The 13,983-nt window shown below is 63.8% G+C and carries 17 protein-coding genes; 6 read left to right on the top strand and 11 right to left on the bottom strand.

Features of this window, described 5'->3' with window-relative positions:
- Window positions 1–11: 11 nt before the first annotated feature.
- The 9 genes from nirJ to nirS all read right to left on the bottom strand — a co-directional run bounded on the left by nirJ (window position 12) and on the right by nirS (window position 6,951).
- On the bottom strand, window positions 12–1,190 hold the full coding sequence (gene nirJ, locus J4E53_RS13495; protein ID WP_103309382.1) for a heme d1 biosynthesis radical SAM protein NirJ: 1,179 nt from the start codon (window positions 1,188–1,190) through the stop codon (window positions 12–14).
- A 114-nt stretch (window positions 1,191–1,304) separates the two neighbouring features.
- Window positions 1,305–1,874, bottom strand: a complete 570-nt coding sequence (locus J4E53_RS13490) for an Lrp/AsnC family transcriptional regulator (RefSeq protein ID WP_103309380.1) — start codon at window positions 1,872–1,874, stop codon at window positions 1,305–1,307.
- A complete protein-coding gene (locus J4E53_RS13485) occupies window positions 1,849–2,292 on the bottom strand; it encodes an Lrp/AsnC family transcriptional regulator (RefSeq protein WP_103309378.1) in 444 nt (147 codons plus the stop codon). The genes J4E53_RS13490 and J4E53_RS13485 overlap by 26 nt, the downstream gene beginning before the upstream one ends.
- Window positions 2,285–2,797: an Lrp/AsnC family transcriptional regulator gene (locus J4E53_RS13480; protein ID WP_060742071.1), complete on the bottom strand. Its 513-nt coding sequence runs from the start codon at window positions 2,795–2,797 to the stop codon at window positions 2,285–2,287. Before J4E53_RS13480 ends, J4E53_RS13485 begins: the two co-directional genes overlap by 8 nt.
- Window positions 2,794–3,252, bottom strand: a complete 459-nt coding sequence (locus J4E53_RS13475; protein ID WP_103309376.1) for an Lrp/AsnC family transcriptional regulator — start codon at window positions 3,250–3,252, stop codon at window positions 2,794–2,796. The genes J4E53_RS13480 and J4E53_RS13475 overlap by 4 nt, the downstream gene beginning before the upstream one ends.
- A 2-nt stretch (window positions 3,253–3,254) precedes the next feature.
- A complete protein-coding gene (locus tag J4E53_RS13470; RefSeq protein WP_103309374.1) occupies window positions 3,255–4,433 on the bottom strand; it encodes a cytochrome D1 domain-containing protein in 1,179 nt (392 codons plus the stop codon).
- The gene (locus J4E53_RS13465) at window positions 4,430–4,732 is read right to left on the bottom strand and encodes a cytochrome c (RefSeq protein WP_256587192.1); all 303 of its coding nucleotides are present in this window, start codon (window positions 4,730–4,732) and stop codon (window positions 4,430–4,432) included. Before J4E53_RS13465 ends, J4E53_RS13470 begins: the two co-directional genes overlap by 4 nt.
- 206 nt (window positions 4,733–4,938) lie before the next feature.
- A complete protein-coding gene (locus tag J4E53_RS13460; RefSeq protein ID WP_053119574.1) occupies window positions 4,939–5,247 on the bottom strand; it encodes a c-type cytochrome in 309 nt (102 codons plus the stop codon).
- Between the two features lie 24 nt (window positions 5,248–5,271).
- The gene (nirS, locus tag J4E53_RS13455; RefSeq protein WP_103309370.1) at window positions 5,272–6,951 is read right to left on the bottom strand and encodes a nitrite reductase; all 1,680 of its coding nucleotides are present in this window, start codon (window positions 6,949–6,951) and stop codon (window positions 5,272–5,274) included.
- A gap of 199 nt (window positions 6,952–7,150) precedes the next feature.
- On the opposite strand from nirS, the gene J4E53_RS13450 reads away from it, so the two are divergent.
- From J4E53_RS13450 to J4E53_RS13425, 6 genes are all read left to right on the top strand, one after another.
- Window positions 7,151–7,954 carry a CbbQ/NirQ/NorQ/GpvN family protein gene (locus tag J4E53_RS13450; protein WP_018613485.1) on the top strand — a complete coding sequence of 268 codons (804 nt, stop codon included), beginning with the start codon at window positions 7,151–7,153 and terminating at the stop codon, window positions 7,952–7,954.
- The gene (locus tag J4E53_RS13445) at window positions 7,938–8,522 is read left to right on the top strand and encodes a cytochrome c oxidase subunit 3 family protein (RefSeq protein WP_103309368.1); all 585 of its coding nucleotides are present in this window, start codon (window positions 7,938–7,940) and stop codon (window positions 8,520–8,522) included. The genes J4E53_RS13450 and J4E53_RS13445 overlap by 17 nt, the downstream gene beginning before the upstream one ends.
- 12 nt (window positions 8,523–8,534) lie before the next feature.
- Window positions 8,535–8,792, top strand: a complete 258-nt coding sequence (locus J4E53_RS13440; RefSeq protein WP_060742077.1) for a cytochrome C oxidase subunit IV family protein — start codon at window positions 8,535–8,537, stop codon at window positions 8,790–8,792.
- Window positions 8,793–9,055: 263 nt separating this feature from the next.
- Window positions 9,056–9,496 (top strand): cytochrome c, encoded by a 441-nt coding sequence (locus tag J4E53_RS13435; RefSeq protein WP_003202495.1) that lies wholly within the window; start codon window positions 9,056–9,058, stop codon window positions 9,494–9,496.
- 3 nt (window positions 9,497–9,499) lie between these two features.
- Entirely contained in the window at window positions 9,500–10,927 is a 1,428-nt protein-coding gene (locus tag J4E53_RS13430; RefSeq protein WP_060742078.1) for a cbb3-type cytochrome c oxidase subunit I, read from the top strand.
- 178 nt (window positions 10,928–11,105) lie between these two features.
- Window positions 11,106–12,944, top strand: a complete 1,839-nt coding sequence (locus J4E53_RS13425; protein ID WP_103309367.1) for a nitric oxide reductase activation protein NorD — start codon at window positions 11,106–11,108, stop codon at window positions 12,942–12,944.
- A gap of 4 nt (window positions 12,945–12,948) precedes the next feature.
- On the opposite strand, the gene J4E53_RS13420 is transcribed toward J4E53_RS13425, so the two are convergent.
- Window positions 12,949–13,149, bottom strand: a complete 201-nt coding sequence (locus J4E53_RS13420) for a protein DnrP (protein WP_103309365.1) — start codon at window positions 13,147–13,149, stop codon at window positions 12,949–12,951.
- Complete coding sequence (locus tag J4E53_RS13415; RefSeq protein WP_060742081.1) at window positions 13,146–13,829, bottom strand: Crp/Fnr family transcriptional regulator; 684 nt, start codon at window positions 13,827–13,829, stop codon at window positions 13,146–13,148. The genes J4E53_RS13420 and J4E53_RS13415 overlap by 4 nt, the downstream gene beginning before the upstream one ends.
- Window positions 13,830–13,983: the final 154 nt, after the last annotated feature.

Below are 13,983 nucleotides of genomic sequence, written 5' to 3'. Positions count from 1 at the left end.
CCGTCGGTTTATCAGGCGCAGGGCATCGCAACGCTGGGAATCGCGTGCAGGCCAATTTCGTCATCGCTGAGGTGGCAGCCGGGGTCCTGGCCCCACAGGTCGCCGTCGGCCCAGGCGCGGGTGCGGGTATTGCCGTTGCAGATGTCCAGCCAGCGGCATTGCCCACAACGGCCGCCCACGGCCCGTGGATGTTCGCGCAGCTTCAGCAGCAGGGCATCGGGGCGGTCTGACCAGAGTGTCTTGAACGGCGTCTGGCGCACGTTGCCCACCGAGTGCTGCCACCAGTACGTGTCGGGGTGGACCTCGCCGGTATTGTCGATGTTGGCGATGCCGCTGCCCGACGCATTGCCGCCCCAGGCCCGCAGCATCTGCTCCAGTGCGGCGTAGTGCTGGGGCAGGCGTCGGGATACCCACTGCAGCAACAGGATCGCATCGGCGTCGTTGTTGCCGCTGACGAAGTCACTGTCGCGGCCCTGTTCGATGTCGTGCCAGGCTCGCTCGAAGATCAGGGTCATGGCCTCGCGACTCATCTGCTGATGGGCATCGAGCTTGCGACTGCGCTTGCCCCGGCCGCTGTAGTTCAGATGCGACAGATAGAATTTCTGCACGTCGTACTCATCCATCAAGTCCAGCAAGCGCGGCAACTGGGCGTGGTTGTGCTGGGTGAGGGTGGTGCGCAATCCGACCCGGATGCCTTGCTCGCGGCAGAGCCGGATGGCCGCCATGGAGCTGGCGAAGCTGCCCTTGAGCTGGCGGAACTCATCGTGGGTCGCTTCCAGGCCGTCGATGCTGATGCCGACGTAATCGAAGTTCGCCGCGGCAATCTGTTGGATATTGGAGGCGTCGATCAGTGTGCCGTTGGTGGATAGGGCCAGGAAAAAGTCCTTGCTGCGGGCATAGGCACTGAGTTGGAACAGGTCGTCGCGCAGCAGCGGTTCGCCGCCGGACAGGATCAGCACGCGCACCCCGGCGTCATGCAAGTCATCGATGACCTTGAGCGCCGCCGCGGTGTCCAGTTCGTCGCGAAACACGCTGTCGGCCGACGTCGCATAGCAGTGCTTGCAGGTCAGGTTGCAACGCCTGAGCAGGTTCCAGATCACCACCGGCGGGCGGTGCTTGCCCGGTGGCGCGACGCGTGGGGCGGGGCATTGCCCGGCCAGGGCTCGCAGGTAGTGGCTGATCCTCAACATAAAGCGCTCCTTCGATTTCGATCGACGTGCGGGTTCAGCGCGGCTTGCTCCCGCGTTGTGGGAGCAAGGGTTGGTGGGAGCAAGGCTTGCCCGCGATGAAGCCGATGCGCTCCTTCATAAAACCGACGCCCCTGTTTCGCGAGCAAGCTTTGCTCCCACAGGCGTCAGACGCAGGCCGGTTTTTTTCAGGATGCGGCTGCTCACCAGCATTTCGTCGGCGGCGCAGGCGTCCCCCAGCAGGTAGCGCAGGTGTTCGCGGTAGCTGTCGATTTCTTCGCGGCTGCGGCCGTGGACCATGGCGAACAGGTTGTAGCGCCAGCCGGGCCGGCGCGGCCGCCGATAGCAGTGGCTGACGAAGGGCTGCGCCCCCAGCAGCGCGCCGAGGCGCGACATGTCGGCGTCGGCCACGTCCCAGACCGTCATGCCGTTGTGGCGATAACCCAGGCGGTAGTGATTGGGCACGGCGGCGATGCGCCGGATCGCCCCTTCGGCCTGCAGGCGCTTGAGCAGGTCGAGGGTGGATTCCACGCTCAAGCCCAGTTGCTCGGCCAGCCAGGCCCAGGGGTCTTCGAGCAAGGGCAGGCCGGCCTGGGTCAGTTCCACCAGGCGCAACGCCAAGGGCGTTTCATCCAGCCTTGGCGGTGCTTTCCACGCAGTCTCAGACGGGGAAGTACAGGCCGACATGGTAGGTCTCCTCTTTGGGCAGGTTCAGCGGCACCAGGCCGGTCAGGTGTTCGATGCGCAGCAGGGTGTCGTCGATCGCCTGTTCGCTGGGGCAGGCGAGCACGAACCACATGTTCCAGGTGTGCTCGCGGCGGTAGTTGTGGGCCACTTCGGGCATGTCGGCGAGCAGCTCGGCGATGGCTTCGAAGCGCGGTTCGGGCACCGCCAGCGCCGCCAGGGTGAACGCGCCACCCAGGCGGTCGATGTCGAACATCGGGCCGAAGCGGGTGAGTACGCCGTCGTTGAGCAGTTCGTGCAGGCGGTCGAGCAATTCAGTGCTGCTGCTGTCCAGTTCCTGGGCCAGGGCTTGCCAAGGATGGCGGACCAGCGGCAGGCCCAGTTGCAGGCGATTGATCAGGCGGCGGTCGAGGTCATCCATCGATACGGGCTCCGACCGGTGCGGCGTAACGTGCGCCGCATTGCTTAAACAGGTGCGTGCTGAACAGCAATTGGTGGGGCAGGTCGTCCAGCAAGTGTTCTTCCAGCAGCGCCTGGACCTGGGCTTCGACGCGGTCGCGCTGGCGACCGTGGATCATGCAGAACAGGTTGTATTGCCACTGGGGCAGGCGCCGCGGGCGCTGGTAGCAAAGGTTGATGCCGGGGGCCTGGCCGAGGCGCCGACCGACTTCATCGACCAAGGCGTCCGGCACGTCCAGCACCAGCATGGCGTTGGCGGCAAACCCCAGGGCGCGATGGTTGACCACCAGGCCGACGCGCCGGAACAGGCCCTGTTCGTGCCAGCGCTGCACCTGCTCGAGCACCTCGGGCTCGCTGGCCTCGATCTGCTCGGCCAGGGCCTGGAAGGGCCGCGATGTCAGGGGCAGGCCGGTTTCCAGCAGACGGCGCAGCGCCAGTGACTGTTGCTCGCTCAGGGCGTTTTTCATGGGGTGGCCTCCAGGGCAAAGCCCAGGTCGATGCGGTAGGCGGTGAGCATGGGCAGGTCCAGTGGCGTGAGACCGGTGTCGTGTTCCAGTTCCTGGAGGATGTTGTCCAGATGGGGCCGATTGGGGCCAGTCAGTACGAACCAGAGGTTGTAGCGATGCTCCCGGGCATAGTTGTGATTGACTTCCGGGTATTGGCTGACGCGTGCCGCCACCTGGTGCAAGCGGTCTTCGGGCACGGCCAGGGCGGCGAGGGTGCTGGCTCCGGCCCGGGTGTGTTCGAACACCGGGCCGACGCGCGATAAGGTCCCGGCCACGTGCAGGTGGTGCAGGCAGTCGATGACCTGGGTTTCGCTGCAGCCCAAGGCCTCGGCCATGGCTTGATAGGGCTCGGCGCACAACGGCAGGCCATGCTGGAATCGATCGATCAGGCGCCGGGCCAGTGAGTTGAGTGTCATGGTCAGTACCCCGGCTTGTGGGCGCGGCTACTGAAGAAAATGCCGCTGGGGCTCAGGGCCGGCAAGCTGCCCAGGCGTTCGAGGCGATAAGGGTCCCAGACCTGCACCTGACCGCCATCCCGGGCGGACAGCCACAGTTGGTCGCCTCGGGCGGTGAACTCCATGTGCAGCACTGCCGGACCCGGCCGCAGGTCGGCGACGATGGCGTGGGTCTGGGTGTCGATGACCTGGACGCGGTCGTTGTCCGGGTAGGCGAAGTTGACCCACAACTGTCGGCCATCCGGTCGCGCTGTGACGAACACCGGTTGACCGGCCACGGCGATGGCGTCGGTCTGTTGCCAGTCCTGGGCGTTCATCACCAACACTTGGTGATGCCCGACGGCGGGCACGAAGGCTTGCCGGTCGGCGATGGCCCAGCCTTCCAGGTGCGGCATCTTGTACACCGGGAGCCGCTCCTGGCCGCGCCCGTAATGCCCCAGTACCCGTTTCACCCCGCGCTCCGGGTGCCAGAGATCGAGTTGGGCCATGCCGTCTTCACCGAACAGTCCGGCCATGTAATAACGCCCGTCCGGGGTGATCAGGGCGTCGTAGGGTTGTTGGCCAATGGCGGTGAAACGCTCGATGCGCGGGGTGAGGCCCAGGCTGAAATCGGCGGTCCAGATTTCGCCGGTGTCGAACAGACTGAACACGAAGCGTTGTCCTGGCGCATCCACCAAGCCCACCACCCGTGAGCGCTTTTGGCCACCGGGCAATGGCGTGGCCGGGATGTCGGCGACCTGTTCCAGGGTCTGGGCATCGAACACCTTGACACCGCCGGGCTCGTAGTTGGAAACGGCGATCAGCTTGCCGTCCTGGCTGATCGCGCCGCCGATGCTGTTGCCGCCCTGGATGATCCGGCGTTCGACGCGCGCACTCAGCAGGTCGACCTTGCTCAGGCCGCCATCACGGCCGAAGACATAGGCATAGCGCTGGTCGCGGGAGAACACCACCGAGGCGTGGGACAAGTCGCCCAGGCCTTCGACGCGGCCCAGGGCGGTGCGGGTGTCGCTTTCGATGATTTGCAGGCTGCCGCTGGCGCGCTCCACCACCACGCCCAAATCGCCGGTACCGCGCAACGGTGTCTGGGCGCAACCGCAGAGCAGCAGGGCGATGGCCGTGGAGGACAGGAAGGAACGGATCATGGGGCGGGTTTTCCTTGAAGGAGCCGGTCCACCAGCCAGCGAATGTCGTCGGGCGCAAGCAACGCTGCCCAACCGGGCATGGCGCTGCCGGGCCGTCCGAGGGTGACGGTGGCGATGAGGCTGTCGCGGGATTTTCCGGCCAGGGCTTCGTGGGTCAGGGGCGGGCCGAGGCCGCCGGTCAGGTACAGGCCGTGGCAGGCGCCACAGTCCTGGTCCAGCAGGTGTTGCAATTGGGCCTGGCGCTGGTTGTCGGGAGCGGCCAGCACGCAGGAAGAGAAAGCGAAGAGGAGGGTGGTCATCGAGATTGCGGTGTTGTGTCGTTCCATGACGCCTCCTGATCAAGAAATAAAGTTGAGCGCGGTCCCTGTAGTGAGGGAGTTTATGTGGGAGCAAAGCTTGCTCGCGAAACAGCCGCCTTGATCTCTGAAGGACCGCACCGCCCCCATCGCGGGCAAGCCTTGCTCCCACATACAACCCCTTGCCACAGAGCTGGACTCCTTGAGCGTTATTTAAGGGTCAAGACCCACGCAGCCAGGATCTTGGCTTCCTCTTCCGTCACAGGGTTGGCCGGCATCGGCATCGGTCCCCAGTTACCTTGCGTGCCTTCCTTGATGTGCTTGGCAAGCACGTCCTGGGCCCCGGCGACGCCAGCGTTTTTCGCCGCGACCTCCTTGAGCGCCGGGCCCACCACCTTGGTGTCGATGGAATGGCAGGCGGCGCAGGGTTTGCTCTTGAACAGCGTCGGGCCGTCTTGCGCCAACGCCGGCAGGCTGTAGGCGGCAGTCAAGGCCAGGGCAATCAGAATAGGCTTCATGGTTTTTCCTCTTATTGATGGGGCTCAATAGATGTCGTGTTGGGTGTTGTAGACGTTGAATTTCCCGGTCGGGGTGATCAGGCGCTTGTCCTTGATCACGTTCTTGACCTTGAGGGTCTTGTCGTCGATCACCACCAGCGCCGACTCGTCCTCCTGACCACTCCAGACCGAGAACCAGACCTCGTCGCCGGCCTTGTTGTATTCCGGTTGCACCACGCGCAGCGCGCCTTTCTCGATGCCGGCGTATTCGGCGATCGGCAGCACGGTGTAGCCGGCGTCGAGCTTGTCGATGTTGAACACCGCCACCGACTGGCTGAGCTTGGCGTCCGGGCTGAGGGTGGTGTCGACATACAGGTGGCGCGAGGCGGGGTGGGTCTTGATGAACAGCGAGCCGCCACCCTGGCCCTGGAGCGAACCGACCTGCTTCCAGGCGTATTGCGGATGCTTGATCGGGTCGGTGCCGATCATGGAAACCCCGGCGTCGCCCAAGTGGCTGGTGGCCCAGACCGGCCCGTAGAGTGGGTGGTTGAAGTTGGCGCCGCGCCCCGGGTGCGGGGTCTTGCCGACATCCACCAGGGCGGTGAGCTTGCGTTCCTTGGAGTCGATCACTGCGACCTTGTTGGAGTTGTTGGCGGCCGTCATGAAGTAGCGATGGCTGCTGTCCCAACCGCCGTCATGGAGGAACGGCGCGGCGTCGATGCTGGTGATGGTGAGGTTCTTGATGTCCTGGTAGTTGACCAGCATCACCTTGCCGGTTTCCTTGACGTTGACGATGAACTCCGGCCATTCGTGGGAGGCGATGATGGCCGCGACCCGTGGCTCGGGATGGTATTGCTGGGTGTCGACGGTCATGCCCCGGGTCGAGACGATCTGCCTGGGCTCCAGGGTCTCGCCGTCCATGATGGTGAACTGCGGCGGCCAGTAGGAACCGGCGATGGTGTACTTGTCCTCGTAGCCCTTGAACTTGGAGGTCTCCACCGAGCGGGCTTCGATGCCCACCTTGATTTCCGCCACCTTGGTCGGCTCTTTCGGCCACAGGTCGATCATGTCGATCTTGGCATCGCGGCCGATCACCAGCAGGTAGCGCCCCGATGCGGAGATGCGCGAGATGTGCACCGCATAACCGGTGTCGATCAGCTTGACGATCTTCTTGGTATCGCCGTCGATCAAGGCGATCTTGCCATCGTCGCGCAGAGTGACTGAAAACAGGTTTTGCAGATTGAGGTTGTTCAGCTGCCGGGTCGGACGGTCTTCGGGTTTGACCAGGACCTTCCAGGTCTTGAGGGTTTCGGCCATGCCCCATTCCGGCGGCGTCGGCGGGGTGTGCTGGATGAACTTGGCCATCACCGTGATCTGGTCTTTGGTCAGGGCATTGGAGGTGCCCCAGTTCGGCATGCCGGCGGCCGAACCGTAGGTGATCAGCGCCTCCAGGTAGGCCTGGCCGCGGGACTGGGTGATGTCGGGTGTCAGCGGTTTGCCGGTGGCGCCTTTGCGCAAGACCCCGTGGCAGCCGGCGCAGCGCTGGAAATAGATTTCCTTGGCCGAGTCGAAGTCGGCCTGGCTCAGGTCCGGCGCGCCTTCGGTCTTGACCACGCGGGACGGTTCCGGCGTGGTGGGTTGGTCGGCGAAGGCGTAGGGAGCGACCAGCGCTGTACACAGCGCCGTCACCCTCAGGGCCCACGTTTTTTTGTGGCTGATCAGCATTCCATTTCTCCTCAGGCATGACCCGCGCTGTGCTGTAATTGACGTTCGGCGCGCAGGTTCTTGGTGCGATGCAAGGCTATGCCCAGGGCGGTGGTGAGCCGCTTGACGGCGATCAAGTTTGCTGGCCGCCGCCCTTGCCAGGTTGTCGCAGGGCGCCGTAGCGTGGCCGGCAATCGTGTTGTCTGATCAGGCCCTCGCCATGAACGCTATCCACACTCTGCAGCACCCCGACGAACCCTTTTATCAACCCCAGGACAACGAGCAGGCGCTGTTCGAACAGGCCTGGCATCACGGCATGCCGGTGCTGATCAAAGGCCCCACCGGCTGCGGCAAGACCCGCTTCGTCCAGCACATGGCTCACCGCCTGAAACTGCCGCTGTACACCGTCGCCTGCCACGATGACTTGAGCGCGGCTGACCTGGTGGGCCGTCACCTGATCGGCGCCCAGGGCACCTGGTGGCAGGACGGGCCCTTGACCCGGGCGGTGCGTGAGGGCGGAATCTGCTATCTGGATGAGGTGGTCGAAGCGCGCCAGGACACGGCGGTGGTGCTGCACCCGCTGGCCGATGATCGTCGGCAGCTGTACCTGGAACGCACCGGCGAAGTGCTGCAGGCGCCGCCGTCCTTCATGCTGGTGGTGTCGTACAACCCCGGTTACCAGAACCTGCTCAAGGGTATGAAGCCCAGCACGCGCCAGCGTTTCGTGGCGATGCGCTTTGGCTATCCGGCGGTGGCCGATGAAGAGCGCATCGTCGCCCGCGAGGCGGGTGTGGACCTGGCCCTGGCGGCCCAGGTGGTGCGGCTGGGGCAGGCGCTGCGCCGGCTCGATCAACATGACCTGGAGGAAGTCGCCTCAACGCGCCTGTTGATTTTCGCCGCGCGCATGATCGGCTCCGGCATGGACCCGCGCCAAGCCTGTCTGGCCTGCCTGGCCGAGCCGTTGAGTGACGACCCGCAGACCGTTGCCGCTTTGATGGATGTGGTCGATGTCCACTTCGGCTGAAACCGCTGGCGTGCCCCGGCGGTTGCCCGGGGATCTGGCGATGTGGTTTTTCATCCTCGCCGAGTTGTCGGTGTTCGCGCTGTTGATCCTGGCATTCACTGTCGCCCAGGCGTTGCACCCGCAGATGTTCAGCGAGGGCCGGCAGTTGCTGGACCGCTCCACGGGCCTGGCCATGACCCTGAGCCTGATCACCGCCGGGCTGTTCGCCGCCCTGGCCCAGGAGCAAGTCAGGCGGGACCGGCCGCGTCGCGCCGCGCTGTTGTTGTGCGGGGCGTTGTTGCTCGCCTGCGGTTATGTGGCGATCAAGCTCACTGAGTATGCCCATCTGCTGGCGAACGGTTTGGGGATGGAGCACGACACGTTCTTCACCTTGTACTGGATCCTCACCGCGTTTCATTTTCTCCATGTGCTGCTGGGCATGGTGATCCTCGCCTGGCTGGCCGAGGGTTGCCGGCGTCGGCGCTACGGTGCGCAGGAACACAGCGGATTGGAGTCCGGCGTGCTGTATTGGCACATGGTCGATCTGGTCTGGGTGTTGCTGTTCCCGGTTGTCTACATTCTCGGTTGAGCGGAGGTGCTCATGTCGGCTTCCCGTGTCTTGATCACCTGCTGGATGGCGCTGGCCGTGCTGAGCACCGGCACCGTCGCCCTGGGCCAAGTCGCCGCCAGCGCACTGGTGTCCATCGCCATCCTGGCGGTCGCGGTGACCAAGGCCTGGCTGATCGCCGACGGCTTCATGGAACTGCGCCATGCGCCGCGCCTGTGGCGGCGGTTGATATTGAGTTGGGCCGCACTATTGGCCGTGCTGATTGCCTCGACACTCATGTCTGGCACATAGCCGTGGCGAGGGAGCTTGCTCCCGCTGGGCTGCGCAGCAGCCCCAAGGCCAGGCATCCCGGTGTATCAGGCTGACCGCGATCAACTTGCCTGGGGCCGCTTCGCGCCCCGGCGGGAGCAAGCGCCCTCGCCACAAAAGCTCATCTGCCTTTCGGGCTGTGTTGGAACAACCTACCAAAACCATCGGAGATTCTTGATCGCCATCAAGCGGTTTCAGCCCCCTCGGTTCCTAGAATGGTCACGCCAAGCAATGAGGAAGTGACCATGTCAGATACCTTCACCAAAGGCATGGCCAGGAATATTTACTTCGGGGGAAGCATCTTCTTCTTCCTGATATTCCTGGCCCTGACCTACCACACGGAACAGACCTTTCCCGAACGCAGCAACCAGGCGCAATTGACGGAGTCGGTGATACGCGGCAAGGGCGTCTGGGAGCGCAACAACTGCATCGGCTGCCATACGCTGTTGGGCGAGGGCGCGTATTTTGCGCCGGAGCTGGGCAACGTCGTGAACCGGCGTGGTGGCGACGAGGCCTTCAAGCCGTTCCTGCAGGCGTGGATGAAAATGCAGCCGCTGAACGTTCCGGGGCGGCGGGCCATGCCTCAGTTCAACCTGAGCGAGCAGGAGGTCGACGACATCGCCGAGTTCCTCAAGTGGAGTTCGAAAATCAATACCAATGGCTGGCCGCCAAACAAGGAGGGCTGAGAGATGAGCATGGCTAATCCGCATCTGAAATTCGCCTCGCAGGCTGTCGCCAAACCCTATTTCGTGTTTGCCCTGATGCTGTTCCTCGGGCAGGTGCTGTTCGGTTTGATCATGGGCCTGCAATACGTGGTCGGCGACTTCCTGTTCCCGCTGATCCCCTTCAACGTGGCCCGCATGGTCCACACCAACCTGCTGATCGTCTGGCTGCTGTTCGGCTTCATGGGCGCGGCGTATTACCTGATACCGGAGGAGGCCGACCGCGAACTGCACAGCCCGAAACTGGCGCTGGTGTTGTTCTGGGTATTCGCCGCCGCAGGCGTGGCGACGATCCTGGGTTACCTCTCGGTGCCTTATGCCACGCTGGCGAAATTCACCGGCAACGACCTGCTACCGACCATGGGCCGCGAGTTCCTGGAACAGCCGACCATCACCAAGATGGGCATCGTCGTGGTATGCCTGGGGTTCCTCTACAACATCGGCATGACCCTGCTCAAGGGGCGCAAGACCACGGTCAGCATGGTGATGATGACCGGGCTGATCGGCCTGGCGGTGTTCTTCCTGTTCTCCTTCTACAACCCGGAAAACCTCGCACGCGACAAGTTCTACTGGTGGTGGGTGGTGCATCTTTGGGTGGAAGGCGTCTGGGAACTGATCATGGGTTCGATGCTCGCCTTCGTCCTGATCAAGATCACCGGCGTAGACCGGGAAGTGGTGGAAAAATGGCTCTACGTGATTATCGCCATGGCGTTGATCACCGGGATCATCGGCACCGGTCACCACTTCTTCTGGATCGGCGCGCCCGAGGTCTGGTTGTGGGTCGGCTCGATCTTCTCGGCGATGGAACCGCTGCCGTTCCTGGCGATGGTGGTCTTCGCCTTCAGCATGGTGAAAAACCGCCGTCGGCAGCATCCGAACCGTGCCGCCACGTTGTGGGCCAAGGGCACCACGGTCACCGCGTTCTTCGGCGCGGGTGTCTGGGGTTTCCTGCACACCCTGGCACCGGTCAACTACTACACCCACGGTTCGCAACTGACCGCGGCCCACGGTCACCTGGCTTTCTACGGGGCCTACGCGATGATCGTGATGACGCTGATCAGCTACGCCATGCCGCGCTTGCGGGGCTTGGGTGAAGCGGCGGACGAACGCTCCCAGCGCCTGGAGATCTGGGGCTTCTGGTTGATGACCCTGTCGATGGTGATGATCACCTTGTTCCTCACCGCCGCTGGTGTGGTCCAGGTGTGGTTGCAGCGGTGGATGCCGGATGGCAGCGCCTTGCCGTTCATGGCGACGATGGACCATTTGAAGCCGCTGTTCTGGGCGCGACTGGTCAGCGGCGTCGGGTTCCTGGCCGGGTTGCTCTGCTACCTGTTCAGCTTCCGTCAACGTGGTCGTGCGGCCCTTCGCGCACCGGCGGCGGTGGTGCCTTCATGAGTCGCCACAACGACTAAGCCGAACTCATTTGTGGTGAGGGGATTTATGTGGGAGCAAGGCTTGCCCGCGATGGGGGCGATGCGGTCTTCCAGAGATCAAGGCGCCTGTTTCGCGAGCAAGCCTTGCTCCCACATAAATCCCCTCGCCACAATGGGTTCGGCTTAAGAGGAGAACAACCATGGCATTCACCCTCGAGCTGGAAGAATGGGTCGGCAGTGTCTGGCACCGTTTCATCACCCGTCGGGCCAGCGCCGATTTTCCTGAAGCACGGGTCGAACTGATTCCCCGGCAACGCGCCCTCCAGGTACTGTTCCGCGCCACCGGCGGTGCGCCTCACCTGGGGGTGGAAGCGGTCAGCGACCGCGACCTGCTGCTGCGTCGCAACCTGTTGCAGCAGATCGCCGGCACCTGCAAGCAAGTGCCCCTGGCCTGCTGCGACGGCGACAACCTGCGTCTGCCAGCGAGCCTGGCGGCGTTCCCCGATATCGGGCTCAACCAAGAGCTGTATCGCTGGCTCGCCTTGCTGGCCGCGCAGTCGGGACCGATGACGCACTGGGGGCGAGACAATCAGCGCTGGACCCAAGCGGTGTTGACGCGCTACCCGGCGCTGCGCCCTCGCTACCGGCGGCTGGTGGACGCGCACCTGTCCCTGCGCCCCGATCCCGCCACGCTCAACCCGGTCGAAGCCGCCCTGGAGCGGGCGTTGTGCCAAGCCTTGCGCGAACCGGGCAGTGTCGAACATTTTCCCCGCAGCGAGCGGGCCGCCTGGCCGTTGCCGCTGTGGCTCTACCCACCCCAACACCTGGCCAATCCCCAGGCCGCCAATCTCGAAGAGTCCGAGCAATACCTGGCGACGCCGCCCGGTGAACAGCAAGGTGGGCGCAAGCGCGCCGAGCGAATCGATGACACCACCCGTGACGGTGGGCTGCTGATCGTGCGCCTGGAAAACCTGTTCAGTTGGACCGAACACGTGGACCTGGATCGCTGGGCCGATGACAGCGAAGACCCGGACGCCGCTCGCGTCGCCGAGGACCTGGACCAGTTGACCTTGTCACGCACCCGCATACGCAAGGGCGGTGGTTTGAAACTGCACCTGGACCTGCCCCCGGCCGATGTGGACGACATCCCGTTGGGCGCGGGCATCCTGTTGCCGGAATGGGATTACCGCAAGCAACGCCTGCAGGACGACTTCGTCAGCCTGCAAACCTTCACCCCCCGCGATTGCCAGCCCCAGCCGTTGCCCGCACGCCTGCGAAGCTCGGCCCAGCGCCTGCGTCGCCAGTTCGAACACTTGCGCAACGATCGCCAGTGGTTGCGCCAGCAAACCCAAGGTTCGGAGCTGGACCTGCAAGCCTGGCTGGATTTTCATGTCGAGCGCCAGCACGGCCAGTGCAGCGAACGCGGACTGTTCATGGACCAGCGCCAGACCCGTCGCGACCTGGCCTGCCTGCTGCTGGCCGACCTGTCGATGTCCACCGATGCCCACCTCAATGACGAGCACCGGGTGATCGATGTGATCCGCGACAGCCTGTTGCTGTTCGGCGAAACCCTGTCGGTGCTGGGGGATGATTTCGCTCTGTACGGGTTCTCTTCCCTGCGCCGCCAGCAGGTGCGCATGCATGAACTCAAGGCTTTCAACCAGCGTTACGACGATCACACCCGCGGACGCATCCAGGGCCTCAAGCCTGGTTACTACACGCGCATGGGCGCGGCGATTCGCCAGGCCACGCAACGGTTGGCGGGCTGCAAACGCCGGCGCAAATTGTTGTTGCTGCTCAGTGACGGCAAGCCCAATGACCTGGACCTCTACGAGGGACGCTACGGCGTGGAAGACACCCGCCAGGCGGTGCTTGAGGCGCGGCGCCAAGGGTTGACGCCGTTCTGTATCACCATCGACCGCGAAGCAGGGGATTACCTGCCGTACATGTTCGGGGCCAACGGCTACACCTTGATTCGCCAGCCCGAGCAATTGCCACTGCGTCTACCGCAGTTGTACCGGCAATTGACTCAGGATTGAGGGTTCAGACGATGCTGCGAGGCAACCAGAAGAACATGACGATGCAGAAGATCGTCAGCCCGCCACAGAACCAACCGAAGCGCCGTAGCCGGCGCTCGCCGGCCCTTGCCGCCTCGGCTGGCAACGGCATGCCGCACTGGCGGCATTCGGTGGTATCGACAGGGTTGGCCAGTTGGCAATACAGGCAAGTGGGCTGCGCGCTCATTCGAATTGCTCCAGGCGCAGGCGATCGAGAATGGCGATCTGGCGACCGTCCTGGGTGATGATTTTTTCATCGATCAGGCGCCGGATGATCCGCGAAAAGGTTTCCGGCTGGATCGACAAGTGCCCGGCGATCAGTTGCTTGGCCATCGGCAGTTCGAACTGACTGTCCACGGTTTGCAGGCGCACCAGTTGCGTCAGCAGGTAGCGCACCACGCGGTGAGTGGCGTTTTTCAGCGACAGGGTTTCAATCTCGTTGACCCGCTGGTGCAGGCGTACGCAGAGCTTGCCGAGCAGGGCGAAGGTCAGCCGGCTATTGCTTTGCAACAGGCGCATGTAGGTGGCGTTGGACAGTCGATACAGCTGGGTCGGGCCCACGGCTTCGGCGGACGCGACGTAGTTGGGCGTGTCCATCAGCATCATCGCTTCGGCGAAGGTCTGGCGCTCGCCGATGACCTCGAAGACTTTTTCCTGGCCGTCCGGGGTCAGCCGGTAGATTTTCACCGCCCCGGAAATCACGAAATAAAACGCCTGCGCCGGCTCCCCCTGACGGAACAACGGGTCGCCCTTGTCGATGCTCAGTAGTTGGCTGTTGCTCATCAATTCGTCGAGCTGTTCTTCGTTCAAGGGCTCGAACAGATGATGGCTGCGCAGAATCTGGTGATGGACACGGTGGAGCACCATGGCATGGATCCTTGTAATGGCTAAAGAGGGGGCGGGGTCAGACCAGACTCAGGGACAGGCCGCTGGCAAGCGCCACGACGCAGGAGAGCATGACGAACCAGGTAAGCGGCTGAACGACGGATTTCATGGATGGCCCCGGCAAGAAAGGTGATGC

This window comes from Pseudomonas sp. FW305-28 (assembly GCF_017351395.1).
Taxonomy (GTDB): Bacteria; Pseudomonadota; Gammaproteobacteria; order Pseudomonadales; family Pseudomonadaceae; genus Aquipseudomonas; species Aquipseudomonas fluorescens_AA.
This window is presented reverse-complemented; position numbering and strand designations above follow the sequence as displayed.

What these genes read in the sequence shown, in the direction of transcription:
- J4E53_RS13475 (WP_103309376.1), bottom strand. Translation starts at nt 3,252, where the DNA reads ATGACACTCAACTCACTGGCCCGGCGCCTGATCGATCGATTCCAGCAT.
- J4E53_RS13435 (WP_003202495.1), top strand. Translation starts at nt 9,056, where the DNA reads ATGTCAGATACCTTCACCAAAGGCATGGCCAGGAATATTTACTTCGGG.
- J4E53_RS13490 (WP_103309380.1), bottom strand. Translation starts at nt 1,874, where the DNA reads ATGTCGGCCTGTACTTCCCCGTCTGAGACTGCGTGGAAAGCACCGCCA.
- J4E53_RS13420 (WP_103309365.1), bottom strand. Translation starts at nt 13,149, where the DNA reads ATGAGCGCGCAGCCCACTTGCCTGTATTGCCAACTGGCCAACCCTGTC.
- J4E53_RS13480 (WP_060742071.1), bottom strand. Translation starts at nt 2,797, where the DNA reads ATGAAAAACGCCCTGAGCGAGCAACAGTCACTGGCGCTGCGCCGTCTG.
- J4E53_RS13415 (WP_060742081.1), bottom strand. Translation starts at nt 13,829, where the DNA reads ATGGTGCTCCACCGTGTCCATCACCAGATTCTGCGCAGCCATCATCTG.
- J4E53_RS13450 (WP_018613485.1), top strand. Translation starts at nt 7,151, where the DNA reads ATGAACGCTATCCACACTCTGCAGCACCCCGACGAACCCTTTTATCAA.
- J4E53_RS13470 (WP_103309374.1), bottom strand. Translation starts at nt 4,433, where the DNA reads ATGATCCGTTCCTTCCTGTCCTCCACGGCCATCGCCCTGCTGCTCTGC.
- J4E53_RS13445 (WP_103309368.1), top strand. Translation starts at nt 7,938, where the DNA reads ATGTCCACTTCGGCTGAAACCGCTGGCGTGCCCCGGCGGTTGCCCGGG.
- J4E53_RS13440 (WP_060742077.1), top strand. Translation starts at nt 8,535, where the DNA reads ATGTCGGCTTCCCGTGTCTTGATCACCTGCTGGATGGCGCTGGCCGTG.
- J4E53_RS13430 (WP_060742078.1), top strand. Translation starts at nt 9,500, where the DNA reads ATGAGCATGGCTAATCCGCATCTGAAATTCGCCTCGCAGGCTGTCGCC.
- J4E53_RS13460 (WP_053119574.1), bottom strand. Translation starts at nt 5,247, where the DNA reads ATGAAGCCTATTCTGATTGCCCTGGCCTTGACTGCCGCCTACAGCCTG.
- J4E53_RS13465 (WP_256587192.1), bottom strand. Translation starts at nt 4,732, where the DNA reads ATGACCACCCTCCTCTTCGCTTTCTCTTCCTGCGTGCTGGCCGCTCCC.
- J4E53_RS13485 (WP_103309378.1), bottom strand. Translation starts at nt 2,292, where the DNA reads ATGGATGACCTCGACCGCCGCCTGATCAATCGCCTGCAACTGGGCCTG.
- J4E53_RS13425 (WP_103309367.1), top strand. Translation starts at nt 11,106, where the DNA reads ATGGCATTCACCCTCGAGCTGGAAGAATGGGTCGGCAGTGTCTGGCAC.
- nirJ (WP_103309382.1), bottom strand. Translation starts at nt 1,190, where the DNA reads ATGTTGAGGATCAGCCACTACCTGCGAGCCCTGGCCGGGCAATGCCCC.
- nirS (WP_103309370.1), bottom strand. Translation starts at nt 6,951, where the DNA reads ATGCTGATCAGCCACAAAAAAACGTGGGCCCTGAGGGTGACGGCGCTG.